Raw genomic sequence first — 17,282 nt, 5'->3', positions numbered from 1 at the left:
CGGTGACAGGGTGTGGTGACGGGCGGGGTGCGGCTACCATGACCGGCACAAGGACGGACGGCGTAAGGGAGTCGTCCCCTGGGGCGGCGCCCGGTGCGATTCCGGGGCGAGGAGGACGGGCCATGGTGCAGAAGGCCAAGATCCTCCTGGTCGATGACCGGCCGGAGAATCTGCTGGCGCTGGAGGCCATCCTCTCTGCGCTCGATCAGACGCTGGTGCGGGCATCGTCAGGGGAGGAAGCGCTCAAAGCGCTGCTGACGGACGACTTTGCGGTCATTCTGCTGGACGTCCAGATGCCAGGCATGGACGGTTTCGAAACCGCCGCGCATATCAAGCGGCGGGAGCGGACCCGGGACATCCCGATCATCTTCCTCACCGCGATCAATCACGGTCCGCATCACACCTTCCGCGGGTACGCGGCGGGCGCGGTGGACTACATCTCGAAGCCGTTCGATCCCTGGGTGCTGCGCGCCAAGGTCTCGGTCTTCGTCGAGCTCTACATGAAGAACTGCCAACTGCGCGAGCAGGCCGCACTGCTCAGGCTCCAGCTCGAGGGCGGCGGTCGGCCGAGCGCGGAGCAGGACAAGGAGCCCGCCGGGCTGCTGGCCGAACTCTCGGCGCGCCTCGCGGCCGTCGAGGAGCAGGCGGAGGCCCTCTCGAAGCAGCTCGACGACGAGTCGGCGGACGCCGCGGCGGTGGCCACTGCCGCCCATCTCGAACGGAAGCTGACCGGACTGCGGCGTGCGCTCGACGCGCTGGAGCCGGGCGCCGGGAGTGGCACGGCCGCGCTTCCTTCGTAACACGTCCTCGGCGGAACTCCCCGGCCCCGAGCCGTATTCCGGGCCGGGGCGCTGACGGTCCGTCCACGGTGAGGGCACGTCAGTTTCCGGCCCCCGTGGGGCGACACGGTCGGGTGAACCCGGAGGCACACGTGTTCACGGCCGCCGACACCGGTAACCTCGGCACCATGGCCTCACGTACGTCCGGCAAGGGTTCCCAGGGCACGGCGGGCACCGCGAAGCGTTCCGGCCGTACCGCGGGTCCGGCGAAGAAAGCCGCGCCCGCGAAGAAAGCCGCCGCGAAGAAGACGGCGCCCGCGAAGAAGGCACCGGCCAAGAAAGCACCGGCCAAGAAAGCGGCTGCGCCCAGACCCGCACCGTCACCCACCGGCGGTGTGTACTGGCTGGTGCGCGCCGTCTGGCTCGGTGCGGCCCATGCCGTCGGCGCGATGCTCCGCGGCATAGGGCGCGGCGCCAAGGGACTCGATCCCGCACACCGCAAGGACGGCCTCGCCCTTCTGCTGCTCGGCCTCGCGCTGGTCGTCGCCGCGGGCACCTGGTCGAATCTGCGGGGACCCGTCGGCGACCTCGTCGAGATGCTCGTCACCGGCGCCTTCGGCCGGCTCGATCTGCTCGTCCCGATACTGCTCGGCGCGATCGCCGTGCGGCTGATCCTCTACCCCGAGAAGCCCGAGGCCAACGGCCGTATCGTCATCGGACTCTCCGCCCTGGTCATCGGGGTGCTCGGACAGGTGCACATCGCGTGCGGATCGCCGGGCCGCGAGGACGGCAGCGAGGCGATGCAGGACGCGGGCGGCCTGATCGGCTGGGCCGCCTCCAAGCCGTTGATCTACACCATGGGCGAGGTCCTCGCCGTACCGCTCCTCCTGCTCCTCACCGTCTTCGGACTGCTCGTCGTCACCGCGACCCCCGTGAACGCGATTCCGCAGCGACTGCGACTGCTCGGCTCCAAGCTGGGGATCGTCGACCCGGAGTACGACCCCGAGACGGATGACGAGAGCGACGACGAGCGGTACGACGAGCAATGGCGCGACGCGCTGCCCGCCCGCTCCCGACGCTCCTCCGCGCGCCGCTCCGAGGCGCCCGAGGAGTACGACCCCGCGCAGGCGGAGGCCGAGGCGCTCTCCAAGCGCCGCAGGTCGCGCAGGCCCTCCGTGCAGCCCGCGATGAACCGCACCATGGACGCCGTGGACGTCGCCGCGGCCGCGGCCGCGGCGCTCGACGGGGCGGTGCTCAACGGCATGCCGCCCTCGCCGATCGTCGCCGACCTCACCCAGGGCGTCACCGTCGAGCGGCACCGTGAACGGTCGGGCACCCCGGTACCCGGCGCCCGGGACGCGGAGCAGGCCCAGGAGGCGGGGAAGCCGGAGAGAGGTGCGGCACTCTTCGACGGCGTACCCGATCTGACGAAGCCCGCGCCGGACCGCTCACAGTCCCACCCGCTTCCGGCCCGCGCCGAGCAACTGCAGCTCTCCGGAGACATCACGTACGCGCTGCCCTCGCTCGACCTGCTGGAACGCGGCGGCCCTGGCAAGACCCGCAGCGCCGCCAACGACACGATCGTCGCCTCCCTGACGAACGTCTTCACCGAGTTCAAGGTCGATGCCGCGGTCACCGGCTTCACCCGCGGACCGACGGTGACGCGCTACGAGGTGGAACTCGGCCCGGCTGTGAAGGTCGAGCGGATCACGGCGCTCGCCAAGAACATCGCGTACGCCGTCGCCAGTCCCGACGTCCGGATCATCTCCCCGATCCCGGGGAAGTCCGCCGTCGGCATCGAGATCCCCAACACCGACCGCGAGATGGTCAACCTCGGCGATGTGCTGCGCCTCGCGGACGCGGCCGAGGACGACCACCCGATGCTCGTCGCGCTCGGCAAGGACGTCGAGGGCGGCTACGTGATGGCCAACCTCGCGAAGATGCCGCACGTGCTGGTCGCCGGTGCGACCGGTTCCGGCAAGTCGTCCTGCATCAACTGCCTGATCACCTCGGTCATGGTGCGGGCGACCCCCGAGGACGTAAGGATGGTGCTGGTCGACCCCAAGCGCGTCGAGCTCACCGCGTACGAGGGCATCCCGCACCTGATCACACCGATCATCACCAACCCGAAGCGCGCCGCCGAGGCACTGCAGTGGGTCGTGCGGGAGATGGACCTCCGGTACGACGATCTCGCAGCGTTCGGATACCGGCACATCGACGACTTCAACCAGGCCGTGCGCAATGGCAAGGTCAAGCTGCCGGAGGGCAGTGAGCGAGAGCTCTCCCCGTACCCGTACCTGCTGGTCATCGTCGACGAGCTGGCCGACCTGATGATGGTCGCTCCGCGCGACGTCGAGGACGCCATCGTCCGCATCACCCAGCTGGCTCGCGCCGCGGGCATCCATCTCGTGCTCGCCACCCAGCGGCCCTCGGTCGACGTGGTCACCGGTCTGATCAAGGCGAATGTGCCCTCCCGGCTCGCCTTCGCGACCTCTTCGCTGGCCGACAGCCGCGTCATCCTCGACCAGCCCGGCGCCGAGAAGCTGATCGGCAAGGGGGACGGACTGTTCCTGCCGATGGGGGCCAACAAGCCCACCCGCATGCAGGGCGCGTTCGTCACGGAGGGCGAGGTCGCGGCCATCGTCCAACACTGCAAGGATCAGATGGCGCCCGTCTTCCGCGAGGACGTGGTGGTCGGCGGCGCCAAGAAGAAGGAGATCGACGAGGACATCGGCGACGACCTGGATCTGCTCTGCCAGGCCGCCGAGCTGGTCGTCTCCACCCAGTTCGGATCCACCTCGATGCTCCAGCGCAAGCTGCGGGTCGGCTTCGCCAAGGCCGGCCGGCTCATGGACCTCATGGAGTCGCGGAACATCGTCGGACCGAGCGAGGGGTCCAAGGCGCGCGATGTCATGGTGAAACCGGATGAACTGGACGAGGTGTTGGCACAGATCCGCGGGGAAACTGCTTCGTAAGGGTCTGATGGGCAACCGTTTCGCCGGGTCGCACGTCAACTTGAGGGAAGGGGCAGCAGGATGTTCTTCCAGAGGGCGTCCGGCGAATGGGACGGTGTTCGCATCCGATGGTGTTCGAATCCGATGGCGTACAAAGTCCTTGCTCCCGGTTGCCTCACCCTTTCGTACCCCCCCTAGACTGAACACCCAGCAGGTGGCTCACGCTCGAAAGGCGCCCCCGTGTCCATCGGCAACTCCCCCGAAGACGACCGGCCTTCGATCGGTCGAGTGCTTCAGCAGGCTCGTATCGCCGCAGGTCTCACGGTCGAAGAGGTCAGCTCGTCCACCCGGGTGCGCATCCCCATCGTGCACGCGATCGAGGAGGACGACTTCTCCCGCTGCGGCGGCGACGTGTACGCCCGCGGCCATATCCGCACCTTGGCGCGTGCCGTCTCCATCGATCCGGAACCGTTGGTCTCGCAGTTCGACGCCGAGCACGGCGGCCGTCCTGCGCCCACGCCGGCGGCGCCGATGTTCGAAGCCGAACGGATCCGTTCCGATCCCCGTCGGCCCAACTGGACCGCGGCCATGGTCGCGGCGATCGTCGCCGTGGTCGGTTTCGTCGGCTTCACCTTCTTCAAGGGTGCTGACGACGGCGGCACGTCCACGCAGGTCGCGGAAGGTTCCACGCCCAACACAACCAGCCCCAAGCCCAAGCCCACCAAGACCACCGACCCCAAGCCCGTACCGTCCGACAGCGCCATCGCCGCGGCCCCGCGGGACAAGGTCACGGTCAAGCTCAGCGCCAGTCAGGGCAAGAGCTGGATCTCTGCCAAGGACCACAACGGGCGGCAGCTCTTCGACGGGCTGCTGCTGCAGGGCCAGTCCAAGACCTTCCAGGACAAGGAGCGCATCGACCTCGTCCTCGGGGACGCAGGCTCGATCGAGCTCTTCGTCAACGGCAAGAAGGTCGAGGACAAGTTCCAGCCGGGCCAGGTCGAGCGACTCTCGTACACGAAGGGCGACCCCGAGGTCGGCTGACGGCGATGTCCACACCGCGAGCGCCCGGCGATCCTGCCGGGCGCTCGCGTCATTGTCACTCCCTGTAAGGACGGAACCCTGCTCGGCGGGGTGACCGCCGGGACAAAGTAGTCTTGAGCCCATGCCCGAACGCCGTACCGTCGCCCTTGTCACTCTTGGCTGCGCCCGTAACGAGGTGGACTCGGAGGAGCTCGCAGGCCGCTTGGCAGCGGACGGCTGGGAGCTCGTCGAGGATGCCTCCGACGCAGATGTCGCCGTCGTCAACACCTGTGGATTCGTCGAGGCCGCCAAGAAGGACTCCGTCGACGCTCTTCTCGAAGCCAACGATCTGAAGGACCACGGCCGGACCCAGGCCGTGGTCGCGGTCGGCTGCATGGCCGAGCGCTACGGCAAGGATCTTGCCGAAGCCCTGCCGGAAGCCGACGGGGTCCTCGGTTTCGACGACTACGCCGACATCTCCGACCGCCTCCAGACCATCCTCAACGGGGGCATCCACGCCTCGCACACCCCGCGGGACCGGCGCAAGCTGCTGCCGATCAGCCCGGCCGAGCGGCAGGACGCCGCGGTCGCGCTGCCCGGGCACGCGCAGGAAGCCGTCCCGGCCCCTGCGGACCTTCCGGACGGTGTGGCGCCCGTCTCCGGGCCGCGCGCGCCGCTGCGCCGCCGGCTGGGCACCAGCCCGGTCGCCTCGGTGAAGCTCGCCTCCGGCTGCGACCGCCGCTGCTCCTTCTGCGCCATCCCGTCCTTCCGCGGCTCCTTCGTCTCGCGGCGCCCCTCGGACGTTCTGCAGGAGACGCGCTGGCTGGCCGAGCAGGGTGTCAAGGAGGTCATGCTGGTCTCCGAGAACAACACCTCGTACGGCAAGGACCTCGGCGACATCCGGCTGCTGGAGACGCTGCTGCCGGAACTCGCCGACGTCGCCGGGATCGAGCGGATCCGGGTCAGCTACCTGCAGCCCGCCGAGATGCGGCCCGGCCTGATCGACGTGCTCACGTCGACGCCGAAGGTCGCCCCGTACTTTGATCTCTCCTTCCAGCACTCCGCCCCCGGGGTGCTGCGAGCGATGCGCCGCTTCGGGGACACAGACCGCTTCCTGGAGCTCCTGGAAACCATCCGAAGCAAGGCGCCGCAGGCTGGTGCACGGTCGAACTTCATCGTGGGCTTCCCGGGGGAGACCGAGGCCGACCTCGCCGAGCTGGAACGCTTCCTCACAGGTGCGCGGCTCGATGCCATCGGCGTCTTCGGGTACTCCGACGAGGACGGCACCGAGGCGGTCGGCTACGAGAACAAGCTCGACGCCGACGTCATCGCGGAGCGGCTCGCGCACATCTCGCAGCTGGCCGAGGAACTGACCTCCCAGCGCGCCGAGGAGCGGCTCGGAGAGTCTCTTCAGGTGCTGGTCGAGTCGGTCGACGCCACGGACGACGAGCCGCGCGCGGTGGGGCGTGCGGCCCATCAGGCTCCCGAAACGGACGGCCAGGTGCTCTTCACCGGGCGCGAGGGCCTCGCGCCGGGCCGTATGGTCGAGGCAAAGGTGGTGGGCACCGAGGGAGTGGACCTGGTGGCCGAGTGTTCCGAACTTGTGGAGGCAGCCAGATGACCGGAGTCCCGGCATCCGCGGCAGGCGGATCCGGCACGAAGCCGGTCCGCGGCGGCAAGCTGGGCACTGCGGCCGTCAATCAGGCCAGCCTGTGGAACATCGCCAACATCCTGACCATGGTGCGGCTGCTGCTGGTGCCCGGGTTCGTCATGCTGCTGCTGCACAACGGCGGCTACGACCCGGCCTGGCGTTCGTTCGCCTGGGCGGCGTTCGCCATTGCCATGATCACCGACCTCTTCGACGGTCACCTGGCGCGCACGTACAACCTCGTCACCGACTTCGGCAAGATCGCCGACCCGATCGCCGACAAGGCGATCATGGGTGCGGCGCTTATCTGTCTGTCGTACCTCGGTGATCTGCCGTGGTGGGTCACGGGCGTGATCCTCTTCCGCGAGATCGGCATCACCCTGATGCGGTTCTGGGTGATACGGCATGCGGTGATTCCGGCCAGTCGCGGCGGCAAGATGAAGACACTGGCGCAGGGGACGGCCGTCGGGATGTATGTCCTGGCGCTGACCGGCCCGCTTGCCACGCTGCGCTTCTGGGTGATGGCGGTGGCCGTCGTGCTGACGGTCGTCACCGGGCTCGACTACGTGCGTCAGGCGGTCGTGCTGCGGCGCAAGGGGCTGGCGGCCGAGCGGGCTGCTGCGGCCGACCGGGCTTCCGGGGCATCCGCGTCCGCCCGTGCTTCGGATTCCGCGGAGGCCGAGCGGTGACTTCCGCTGCCCGGGTGCTGCAGCTGCTCGTGGAGCGTGGTGAGACTCTCGCCGTCGCCGAGTCGCTGACCGGCGGCCTGGTCGCGGCGGAGCTGACCTCCGTACCCGGTGCGTCGCACTCCTTCCGTGGGTCCGTGACGGCGTACGCCACGCCCCTGAAGCGGGACGTGCTGGCTGTGGACGGGGCCCTGCTGGCAGCGCACGGTGCGGTGGATCCCGAGGTCGCGCGGCAGATGGCGACAGGTGTGCGGCGCGTTCTCGGTGCAGACTGGGGATTGTCGACCACCGGCGTCGCGGGACCGGAGGCACAGGACGGCAAGCCCGTCGGGACGGTCTACGTAGCGGTCGTGGGGCCGGACGGCGCGGAGAAAGTGACCGCGCTGCGGTTGAACGGCGACCGGGCGGACATCCGTAGAGAGAGTGTACGGAGCGTGCTCGAATTGCTCTCCGGCGAACTCGGCGAGAATGCGAGCGCACAGGATACGGAACACAACGGGGGGAATTGATGTTTGCAGCCCTGAGTGAACACGACATCGCTCCCCGCACGGCCGCAGCGCAAGGCGGTACGGTGGGGCGTGAAGGATGCGGCTACGCGGTCCGAGGAGGGAGCCACCGATGATTCTGCTCCGTCGCCTGCTTGGTGACGTGCTGCGTCGGCAGCGCCAGCGCCAAGGCCGTACTCTGCGCGAAGTCTCCTCGTCCGCCCGAGTCTCGCTCGGCTATCTCTCCGAGGTGGAGCGGGGGCAGAAGGAGGCATCCTCCGAACTGCTCTCCGCCATTTGCGACGCGCTTGACGTACGGATGTCCGAACTCATGCGTGAAGTGAGTGATGAGCTGTCGCTGGCTGAGCTGGCCGAGTCGGCAGCAGCCGGCGATCCGGTACCTGTACCGGTACGCCCCATGCTCAATTCCGTCTCCGTGACGTCGGTGGCAGGTGTGCCGACGGGACGGGTGACAATCAAGGCACCCGCGGAAGCGGTGGATGTCGTCGCCGCCTGACCCGCGCACTCGGTGTGCACCGGAGCCCCGGTCGGCCCCTTCTGGGGTCGGCCGGGGCTTCTGCGTATGCGGAGGGCTCGGACGGGGGATGCGCGGGATGAGGTGCTCGGGAAGTCTGCATATCAGCTGAATTTCCCGAATTACGGTTTCAACTCATATGTGCCATCGTGGGTGATGCGTTGATGACTGTGAGGTCATGAGGCCCTACGAATGGAGGCTCGTCCGCGCCGTGCGCGCCGGTACTGCACCGGTGCGCTCTCCCGCCGGGTGATCGGGCCGGACTAGGTTCGGTCGGAGGAGGCAGCCATGGTACGGCGATGGGTGCCCGCGCTCGTTCTCGGCGGGGTGTGGTGGTGGGCTGTGCTGCGGCTGCTGCTGGAGCCGGAACGCGTAGGGCTGGTCGAGGGCGCGGTGGCAGCAGGCGGTTGGGGGCTGAGCCTCCTGCCCGTCCATGTGGCCGCGAGCGCCGGTCCGACCGGGACGGTGGGGGCCGACGGGGACACGGCCGGGTGGTTCGCGGTCGGGATACGCCGCGCCGGCAGCGCGTGGCGTACTGCCGGAGTGTGGGGCGCCACCGGGGCGCGGCTGGCTTCGGAGGCGTGGCGTACTGCGGGAGCGTGGGGAACCGTCGCGGCGCGGCTGGCTGTGGAGGCGTGGCGTACTGCCGGAGTGTGGGGCGCCATCGGGGCGCGGCTGGCTGCCGAGGCGTGGCGCACTACCAGGGCATGGCGACGCCGCCGTTCGGGCGGAGGATCTGGCCGGTCATAAAGGCCGACGCGTCGGACGCCAGGTGCAGGACCGTGTGGGCGACATCTTCCGCCTCACCCACCCGGCCGAGCGGAGAGATCCGGACCATCGCGGTCTCTGTCCGATGTTGCAGCTCCGCGTCGTGCTTGGCGGTCATCGGCGTGCGGATCCAGCCCGGCGCGACGGCATTGACGCGGATGGAGCGAGGCCCGAGCTCGGTCGCCAGGGTCCTGGTCAGTTGGACCACCGCCGCCTTGGCGGCGCTGTAGCAGAGCAGGCCCGGACTTGCGGCGTCGACCGCGCCCGAGGCCATGGTGATCAGTGAGCCGGGTGCGTCGCGCGCGATCATGCTGCGGGCCACCTCCTGGCAGGCGTACAGAACGCCTTTGAAGTTGACGCCGAGGACGCGGTCGAGGTCCTCGTCCGCCGTCTCCAGGACGCTGCTCGTGTGCATGATTCCGGCGACGGCGGCCAGGATGTCGAGGTCGCCCGCCGCGGCCACCGCGTCCCGTAGCTGACTGCGGTCGGTGACGTCGAGCTGATGGGTGTGGGCTGCGCCACCCGCTTTGGTGATCATCTCCTGTGTTTCCAGGAGGCCTGTCCCGTCGCGGTCCGCGCAGTGGACGGTTGCTCCCGCCTCCGCGAGCAGGACGGCACTGGCCCGCCCGATACCGCCGGCTGCGCCGGTGATGAACGCGGAGCGGCCGGTGAGGTCGTACGCGGTGAGAGGCATGTCCGGACCGTACGACCGTATCTGACGAGGCGTCAACTATGGTGTGGGGCCCGATTGACAGCGTGGGCACCAATATGTGGGTCGGGTGTCCTGCTCCGCCGTACGAATGGGGGCGCCGCACCTCAGACATTCGCGGTGGGTCCGGCCGTACACCCACAGCCGCTCGGTCGGGCCGAACCCGCGTGCCCGGGAACCGGTGGTCGTGCGGACCGGTCGGTCCCGATTGGCCTCGAGAAGCTGCTTGGCCGTGGTGACCAGGCGCACAGCGGTGGTGGCGGGCAGGTCACCGACGGGGAGCCAGGGCGTGGCGCGGGCGAGGAAACAGAGCTCGGACTTGTAGACGTTGCCGATGCCGGCCAGGTTGCGCTGGTCCAGGAGGGCTTCACCGAGGGGGCGGGCGGGGGCGGCGAGCAGGTTGCGCAATGCGGTGTCGGGGTCCCAGTCGGGGCCCAGCAGATCGGGGCCGAGATGGCCGACCGCCTTCTCCTCGTCGGCTGTGCGGAGGAGTTCCAGGACGGGCAGCCGGTAACCGACCGCTGTGTGGTCCGCGGTGGAGAGAATCGCGCGGATCTGATGGGCCGGGCCGCCGCGCCAGCGCTCGCCCGGGGCGTAGACGCGCCAGGAACCGTCCATCCGCAGATGGCTGTGGAGAGTGAGGCCGCCCTCGATCCGGGTGAGGAGATGCTTGCCGCGCGAAAGGGTCGCGAGGACGGTCCGGCCGGTGAGGTCGGCGGTCGCGAACCGGGGGACGCGCAGGTCGGAGCGGGTGAGGACCTGGTCCGCCAGTGCAGTGTGCAGACGCTTGGCGGTCTGCAGGACGGTATCTCCTTCGGGCATGTCTCCATGATGCGTGGTGGGGGCGGGGTGCGAGGGGGTGCGGGCGCGTGGGTGTGGTCGCGGGCGCGGAGGGCAGGGTGACGGGGGTCAGGCCCGCAGACGGAGACCTCTCGGGGTGGCGAGGAAGCCGGCCGCCTCCAGTGTGCGGCCCAGCGGCGAGGTCAGGGACGAGGAACCGTTGGTGCGCTCCACGGTGACCGTGCCGAGCGCCCCTGCGCGGGCCGCCGTGGCCAGCGCCTCGGCCGCCGCCCGGAGCGAGGGGGCCTCCGGATCCGTCGGCCAGGCGAGCAGGGTCTTGCCGCCGCGCTCCATGTACAGCGTCAGTTCGCCGTCGACCAGGACCACCAGGGCGCCGGCCTTGCGCCCCGGTCGGTGTCCGGCGCCGTCCGGGGGATCGGGCCAGGACAGGGCGGCGCCGTACGCGTTGGCCGGGTCGGCGGCGGCGAGGACCAGGGCCCGTGGCGACGCTCCCGGTTCCGTGCGGTCGCGGGCGGTTGACGCCGCACGGAGCCGGTCGACCGCTCCGTCCATCGCGAACTGGGCTGCCCCCAGCCCCTCGACGACGTAGCCGCGGCGGGCCTGACCGTTGTCCTCGAACGCGGAGAGGATGCGGTACGTCGCGGAGAAGCCGCCCTCGACGCCTTCGGCCTGGACCGCGCCGCGGGTCACCACGCCGTGACGGTCCAGGAGCGTGCGCGCCAAGGCGTGTGCGCGGTGTGTGGGATCGGGCTCGGCGGTGGGCAGCAGGGACCAGCGGCCCGAGACAGTGGGCGGGCCGGTGCGTGACGCGGGGCGGGCGGCGGCAGTGAGCGAGCCGTAACGGCCTCGCGGGACGCTGCGCTTGGCGCGGTGGGCGGTCGATCCCGCCGTACGTCCGGAGCCGAGGAGCGAACGCAGCGGCGCCAGCGTGTCGTTGGTCAGCCGACCGGACCAGGTCAGCTCCCAGATGGCGTCGGCCAGTTGAGGATCGGTGCAGTCCGGGTGGGTGGTGGCGCGGACCTGATCGGCGATCTGCCGGAAGAACAGCCCGTACCCGCCGGCGAGGGTGGTCAGAACGGACTCGTGCAGCGCGCTGAGTTCGAGTGGGTACGGGGGCGGCAGGAGCAGGGGCGCGCTGTCGGCGATATAGAGGGACAGCCAGCCGTCCTTGCCGGGAAGGGCGCCCGCGCCGGCCCAGATCACCTCGCCGGTGGTGGTGAGTTCGTCGAGCAGGGCGGGGGCGTATCCCGTGACCCGGCCGGGCAGGATCAGCTTCTCCAGCGCCGACGCGGGAACGGGGGCACCCTGCAACTGCTCGATGGCGCGGGCCAGTCCGTCGATCCCGCGCAGGCTGTTGTTGCCGAGATGCTGCCACTGGGGGAGGAAGCCGGCCAGGGCGGCGGGCGGGACCGGCTCCAGCTCGTGCCGGAGTGCGGCGAGGGACCGGCGGCGGAGCCGACGCAACACCGTGGCGTCGCACCATTCCTGGCCGATGCCTGCGGGGTGGAACTCGCCCTGGACGATCCGGCCGGACGCGGCGAGCCGCTGCAGCGCGCCGTCCGTGACCGCGGTGCCCAGGCCGAAGCGGGCGGCCGCGCCGGTGGAGGTGAACGGGCCGTGCGTACGGGCGTAGCGGGCGAGGAGATCGCCGAGCGGGTCCTTCACCGGTTCGGTGAACGCCTCGGGGACGCCGACCGGGAGGGCCGTGCCCAGCGCGTCACGCAGTCGGCCCGCGTCCTCGATCGCCGCCCAGTGGTCGGCCCCACCTATCCGTACTCGGATGGCCCGGCGGGCCGAGGCCAGCTCCGGGGCCCACGGCTGCTCGGCGCCGCGCTCGGCCAACTCGGCGTCGGTCAGCGGGCCGAGGACGCGGAGCAGGTCGGCGACGCCTTCGACGTCCTTGATCCGGCGGTCCTCGGTCAGCCACTGGAGCTCCTGCTCCAGCTCGCCCAGCACCTCGGCGTCGAGCAGCTCGCGCAGTTCAGCCTGGCCCAGGAGCTCGGCGAGGAGACGGGAGTCGAGGGAGAGCGCGGCCGCCCGGCGCTCGGCGAGCGGAGAGTCGCCCTCGTACAGGAACTGCGCCACATAGCCGAAGAGGAGCGAGCGGGCGAACGGCGAGGGCTCCTGGGTGGTCACCTCGACCAGGCGGACGCGGCGCGCTTCGAGATCGCCCATCAGTTCCGCGAGCCCGGGAACGTCGAAGACGTCCTGCAGGCATTCACGGACCGCTTCGAGGACGATCGGGAAGGATCCGAACTCCGAGGCCACCTGGAGGAGCTGGGAGGCGCGCTGACGCTGCTGCCAGAGAGGAGTGCGCTTGCCCGGGCTGCGGCGGGGCAGCAGCAGGGCGCGCGCCGCGCACTCGCGGAAGCGGGAGGCGAACAGGGCGGATCCGCCGACCTGATCGGTGACGATCTGGTTGATCTCGCCCTGCTCGAAGACGACATCGGCGGCGCCGACGGGGGGCTGATCGCTCTCGTACGCCGCTGCGGCCAACGGCGCAGGCTCCCGTGGCGAGTTCCGGGACGAATTCTGCGACGGGTCGAGTGCGAGGTCCTGGACCGGATCGAAGTCCAGGAGGTCCAGGCCCATCATGTCGGCGTCGGGCAGGCGCAGCACGATGCCGTCGTCGGCATGCATCACCTGGGCATCCATGCCGTACCGCTCGGCGAGGCGGGCTCCCAGCGCCAGCGCCCACGGAGCATGGACCTGCGCGCCGAACGGGGAGTGCACGACCACCCGCCAGTCGCCCAGCTCGTCGCGGAATCGCTCGACGAGGATGGTCCGGTCGTCGGGGACATGGCCGCAGGCGGCTCGCTGTTCGCCGATGTACGACAGGACGTTGTCGGCGGCCCAGGTGTCGAGACCGGCGGCGAGCAGCCGCGACCTGGCGTCCTCGGACGACATTCCGCCGACCTCGCGGAGGAACGCGCCCAGGGCACGGCCCAGCTCCAGCGGGCGGCCCAGCTGGTCACCCTTCCAGAACGGCAGCCGTCCCGGAACGCCGGGGGCCGGCGACACCAGCACCCGGTCGCGGGTGATGTCCTCGATCCGCCAGGACGTGGTGCCCAGAGTGAAGACATCGCCGACCCGGGACTCGTAGACCATCTCCTCGTCCAGCTCGCCGACCCGGCCGCCACCCTTCTTGGGGTCGGCCCCGGCGAGGAAGACCCCGAAGAGCCCACGGTCGGGGATCGTGCCGCCGGAGGTGACCGCGAGCCGCTGGGCGCCGGGGCGGCCCGTGACCGTACCGGCGACGCGGTCCCAGACCACGCGCGGGCGCAGCTCGGCGAAGGCATCGGACGGATAGCGGCCGGCCAGCATGTCCAGCACGGCCGTGAACGCCGACTCCGGCAGCGAGGCGAAAGGGGCGGCACGGCGGGTCACGGCCAGCAGATCGTCCACCTGCCAGGTGTCCAGGGCGACCATGGCGACGAGCTGCTGGGCCAGCACGTCCAGCGGATTGGACGGGATCCGGAGTGCCTCGATCGAGCCGCTGCGCATCCGCTCGGTGACCACCGCCGCCTGGACCAGGTCGCCGCGGTACTTCGGGAAGACCACTCCGGTGGAGACCGCACCGACCTGGTGCCCGGCACGGCCGACCCGCTGCAGCCCGGAGGCGACCGACGGCGGGGACTCCACCTGGACCACCAGATCGACCGCACCCATGTCGATGCCCAGCTCCAGACTGGAGGTGGCGACCACCGCAGGCAGCCGGCCCGCCTTCAGGTCCTCCTCGACCTGGGAGCGCTGCTCCTTGGAGACCGAACCGTGGTGTGCGCGGGCGAGCAGCGCCGGAGCGCCCTTCGCCGCACCGGACTCGGCCATGATCTCGGCGGGGGAGTGGGCCTCCGGCAGCGTCTCGCCGGTGGCCCGCTCGTAGGCGATCTCGTTGAGCCGGTTGCACAGTCTCTCCGCGAGACGGCGGGAGTTGGCGAAGACGATGGTGGAGCGGTGCGCCTGGACGAGGTCGGTGATCCGCTCCTCGACATGCGGCCAGATCGACGGCTTTTCCGCCTGGCCCGCCTGGTCCGGGTCGGTGGCGGGCGAGCCGCCGAGCTCGCCCAGATCCTCCACCGGCACGACCACCGACAGATCGAACCGCTTCGTGGACGGCGGCTGGACGATCTCCACCTTCCGCTGCGGCGAGAGGAACCGCGCCACTTCGTCGACCGGACGGACCGTCGCCGACAGACCGATCCGCCGTGCCGGACGCGGCAGCAGCTCGTCGAGACGCTCCAGCGACACGGCGAGATGGGCGCCCCGCTTCGTACCGGCCACTGCGTGCACCTCGTCGAGAATCACCGTCTCGATCCCCGACAGGGCCTCTCGAGCCGAGGAGGTCAGCATCAGGAACAGCGACTCGGGGGTGGTGATCAGGATGTCCGGCGGCCGGGTCGCCATCGAGCGGCGCTCGGCGGGCGGCGTGTCCCCCGAGCGGATACCCACCCGCACGTCGGGCTCGGGCAGCCCGAGCCGCACAGACTCCTGGCGGATCCCGGTCAGCGGTGAGCGCAGATTGCGCTCCACGTCGACCGCGAGTGCCTTCAGGGGCGATACGTACAGCACACGGCAGCGCTTCTTCGCCTCGGCGGGCGGCGGCACCGCGGCCAGCCGGTCCAGCGCGGCGAGGAACGCGGCGAGCGTCTTGCCCGATCCGGTGGGCGCGACGACCAGCACGTCCGAACCCTCGCCGATCGCGCGCCAGGCACCCTCCTGCGCGGAGGTCGGCGCGCTGAAGGCACCCGAGAACCAGCCGCGGGTGGCGGGGGAGAACGAATCGAGCGCAGAGCCGGCCATGTCCCCCATCGTGCACCCGACCACTGACAACGGACGGTGACAGTGGTCGGCAACTGCGAGAATTCGGGAATGGCGGCAGGATCGGGCTCGGGCTTCGGCTCGGCTTCCGGAGAGTGGGCGAGGTACTGGCAGTACGCGGAACTGCCCGACCTCGATCTGCTGCGCGCCCGGTACGTGCGTCACACCTTCCCGCGCCACAGCCACGAGGGCTACGTCTTCGGCACCATCACGCGAGGGGTGGAGGACGTCGGGCTGCCCGACGGCACCGTGCACGCAGGCCCGGGCGTCGTCGTCATGATCAATCCGGAGGTGCCGCACACCGCGCGGGCCGGTGTCCCCGAGGGCTGGGTCTACGCCACGCTGTACCCGTCCGCACGGGTGATCAACGACATCGCCGCCGATACGACGCGCCTGCGCGGCACTGTCGGTTTCGCCGAGACCAGCGTCGTCGACCCGGAATCGGCCCGGCTCATCGGCGAGGTGCACCGGGCGGCCGAGGAGGGCAACGCGCTCGCCGCCGACAGTGTCCTGCGGATCCTGGTCGCGCGGCTGCTCAGCAGCCATGGCAGTGTGCTGCCCACCCGCTCTCCCCGGTCGGCGGGCGGCCGGGACGCGGCGCGGGCGCGTGCGGTGCTGGAGAGCAGGATGGCCGAGCCGCCGACTCTGGAGGTGCTGGCCGTCGAACTCGGGACCAGCCCGTTCGCCCTGCTGAGGGCCTTCAAGAAGCAGTACGGGATGCCACCGCACACCTGGCTCACCGATGCCCGGGTGAGGAGGGCACGGCGGTTGCTGGACGCGGGTGTGGCGCCCTCGGTCGCCGCGGCCGAGGTCGGCTTCACCGATCAGCCGCACCTGAACCGCCATTTCACCCGGATAGTGGGGGTGCCGCCCGGCGCCTACCAGCGCGAACGCGCAAGAACGTACAAGACCGGTCGCGATCTCTCCCCGTACCGTTCCGTCTGTGCCAGAACAGACAACATCCCCAGAGAAAACCGGTGAGCCGGCCGAGACAGCGGCCGGTGAGGTGAAGTCCGATGCGGCCGTTGTGCGAGACGCCCTCGGCGTCGGCATCGCCGTGGGGCTGTCCGGCTTCGCCTTCGGAGTCACCTCGGCAGGCTCGGGCCTCAGCCTGCTCCAGACCTGCATACTCAGCCTCCTCGTCTTCACAGGCGCCTCGCAGTTCGCGCTGGTAGGCGCCCTCGCGGCGGGCGGTAATCCGTACACGGCGGCTGCCGGGGCGTTCTTCCTCGGCGTACGCAACGCGTTCTACGGCCTGCGGCTGTCGCAACTGCTCGCGCTCCCGCGAGCGCTGCGACCGCTCGCCGCGCAGTGGGTGATCGATGAGACGACCGCTGTGACGCTGGCCCAGCCCACCCGGCGGGCCGCGCGGATCGGTTTCACCGTCACCGGAATCACCTTGTACGTGCTGTGGAACCTGACCACACTGCTGGGGGCCCTTGGCGCGGAGGCGCTCGGCGACACCGACAGCTGGGGACTGGACGCGGCGAGCCCCGCCGTCTTTCTTGCCCTGCTCGCACCCATGCTGAGGAGCACGACCGAGCGCATCACCGCCGCGCTCGCCGTCCTGCTCGCCCTCGGTCTGCTGCCCGTGCTGCCCGCGGGTGTACCGGTGCTGCTCTCCGCGCTGGCGGCGCCTGCCGTTCTCTTCCTGATGGGACGCAGGAACGGTTCATCCGGTGACACCCCCGCCATGGCGGCGACCCCGACGGAGGACGGCCGATGAACGTCTGGACAGCGATAGCACTCACTGCCGTCGGCTGCTATCTCGCGAAGCTGCTGGGACTGCTGGTGCCGGCGGGCGCACTTGAACGCCCGCTCGTCCAGCGCCTTTCCGCGCTCCTGCCGGTGGCGCTCCTGGCGGCCCTCACGGCGCAGCAGACCTTCGGAGACGGACAGCAGCTGGTGCTGGACGCCAGGGGTGCGGGACTGGCTGCCGCGGCGCTCGCCCTGGTTCTGCGTGCTCCCTTCCTGGTGGTCGTGGGAGCTGCCGTGGTCGTCACGGCAGGGGTGCGTGCGCTCGGATAGAGCCCGGTAAGGGGCTCGATCCATCGAGTCGAGCCCCTTACGGACCGGCCG

Annotated in this window: 13 protein-coding genes and 1 pseudogene; 11 read left to right on the top strand and 3 right to left on the bottom strand. The window is 70.5% G+C overall.

Annotated elements, in window-relative coordinates; translation table 11 throughout:
• Positions 1-122: 122 nt before the first annotated feature.
• The 8 genes and pseudogenes from OG963_RS13690 to OG963_RS13655 all read left to right on the top strand — a co-directional run.
• Positions 123-800, top strand: coding sequence for a two-component system response regulator (locus OG963_RS13690; protein WP_093777382.1), 678 nt, complete (start codon positions 123-125; stop codon positions 798-800).
• Positions 801-967: 167 nt separating this feature from the next.
• The gene (locus OG963_RS13685; RefSeq protein WP_371798952.1) at positions 968-3,754 is read left to right on the top strand and encodes a DNA translocase FtsK; all 2,787 of its coding nucleotides are present in this window, start codon (positions 968-970) and stop codon (positions 3,752-3,754) included.
• A gap of 219 nt (positions 3,755-3,973) precedes the next feature.
• The gene (locus OG963_RS13680) at positions 3,974-4,774 is read left to right on the top strand and encodes a helix-turn-helix domain-containing protein (RefSeq protein ID WP_371798951.1); all 801 of its coding nucleotides are present in this window, start codon (positions 3,974-3,976) and stop codon (positions 4,772-4,774) included.
• A gap of 121 nt (positions 4,775-4,895) precedes the next feature.
• Positions 4,896-6,374, top strand: a complete 1,479-nt coding sequence (gene rimO / locus OG963_RS13675; RefSeq protein WP_319739471.1) for a 30S ribosomal protein S12 methylthiotransferase RimO — start codon at positions 4,896-4,898, stop codon at positions 6,372-6,374.
• Positions 6,371-7,090 carry a CDP-diacylglycerol--glycerol-3-phosphate 3-phosphatidyltransferase gene (gene pgsA / locus OG963_RS13670; RefSeq protein WP_030927054.1) on the top strand — a complete coding sequence of 240 codons (720 nt, stop codon included), beginning with the start codon at positions 6,371-6,373 and terminating at the stop codon, positions 7,088-7,090. Before rimO ends, pgsA begins: the two co-directional genes overlap by 4 nt.
• A complete protein-coding gene (locus OG963_RS13665) occupies positions 7,087-7,596 on the top strand; it encodes a CinA family protein (protein WP_030927056.1) in 510 nt (169 codons plus the stop codon). Before pgsA ends, OG963_RS13665 begins: the two co-directional genes overlap by 4 nt.
• Positions 7,597-7,705: 109 nt before the next feature.
• Complete coding sequence (locus OG963_RS13660; protein WP_030927058.1) at positions 7,706-8,089, top strand: helix-turn-helix domain-containing protein; 384 nt, start codon at positions 7,706-7,708, stop codon at positions 8,087-8,089.
• 306 nt (positions 8,090-8,395) lie between these two features.
• Positions 8,396-8,638 (top strand): annotated as a pseudogene (locus OG963_RS13655) (hypothetical protein); the annotation flags it as partial.
• Between the two features lie 166 nt (positions 8,639-8,804).
• Here the strand turns inward: OG963_RS13655 and OG963_RS13650 are convergent.
• From OG963_RS13650 to OG963_RS13640, 3 genes are all read right to left on the bottom strand, one after another.
• Positions 8,805-9,569, bottom strand: a complete 765-nt coding sequence (locus OG963_RS13650; RefSeq protein WP_093777374.1) for an SDR family NAD(P)-dependent oxidoreductase — start codon at positions 9,567-9,569, stop codon at positions 8,805-8,807.
• Between the two features lie 36 nt (positions 9,570-9,605).
• A complete protein-coding gene (locus OG963_RS13645) occupies positions 9,606-10,406 on the bottom strand; it encodes a DNA-formamidopyrimidine glycosylase family protein (RefSeq protein ID WP_093777372.1) in 801 nt (266 codons plus the stop codon).
• Between the two features lie 87 nt (positions 10,407-10,493).
• Entirely contained in the window at positions 10,494-15,185 is a 4,692-nt protein-coding gene (locus OG963_RS13640; RefSeq protein WP_371798950.1) for a DEAD/DEAH box helicase, read from the bottom strand.
• Positions 15,186-15,254: 69 nt separating this feature from the next.
• Between OG963_RS13640 and OG963_RS13635 the strand changes: the two genes are divergently transcribed.
• From OG963_RS13635 to OG963_RS13625, 3 genes are read left to right on the top strand one after another with little or no spacing between them, the layout of a single operon-like run.
• Positions 15,255-16,184 (top strand): AraC family transcriptional regulator, encoded by a 930-nt coding sequence (locus OG963_RS13635; RefSeq protein WP_319739472.1) that lies wholly within the window; start codon positions 15,255-15,257, stop codon positions 16,182-16,184.
• On the top strand, positions 16,147-16,929 hold the full coding sequence (locus OG963_RS13630) for an AzlC family ABC transporter permease (protein WP_030927070.1): 783 nt from the start codon (positions 16,147-16,149) through the stop codon (positions 16,927-16,929). The genes OG963_RS13635 and OG963_RS13630 overlap by 38 nt, the downstream gene beginning before the upstream one ends.
• Positions 16,926-17,231: an AzlD domain-containing protein gene (locus tag OG963_RS13625; protein ID WP_030927072.1), complete on the top strand. Its 306-nt coding sequence runs from the start codon at positions 16,926-16,928 to the stop codon at positions 17,229-17,231. The genes OG963_RS13630 and OG963_RS13625 overlap by 4 nt, the downstream gene beginning before the upstream one ends.
• Positions 17,232-17,282: the final 51 nt, after the last annotated feature.

This window comes from Streptomyces sp. NBC_01707 (genome assembly GCF_041438805.1).
In the GTDB taxonomy this organism is placed as follows: Bacteria; Actinomycetota; Actinomycetes; order Streptomycetales; family Streptomycetaceae; genus Streptomyces.
Note: the sequence above shows the minus strand (reverse complement) of the source record. Positions and strands in the feature narration are given on the sequence as shown.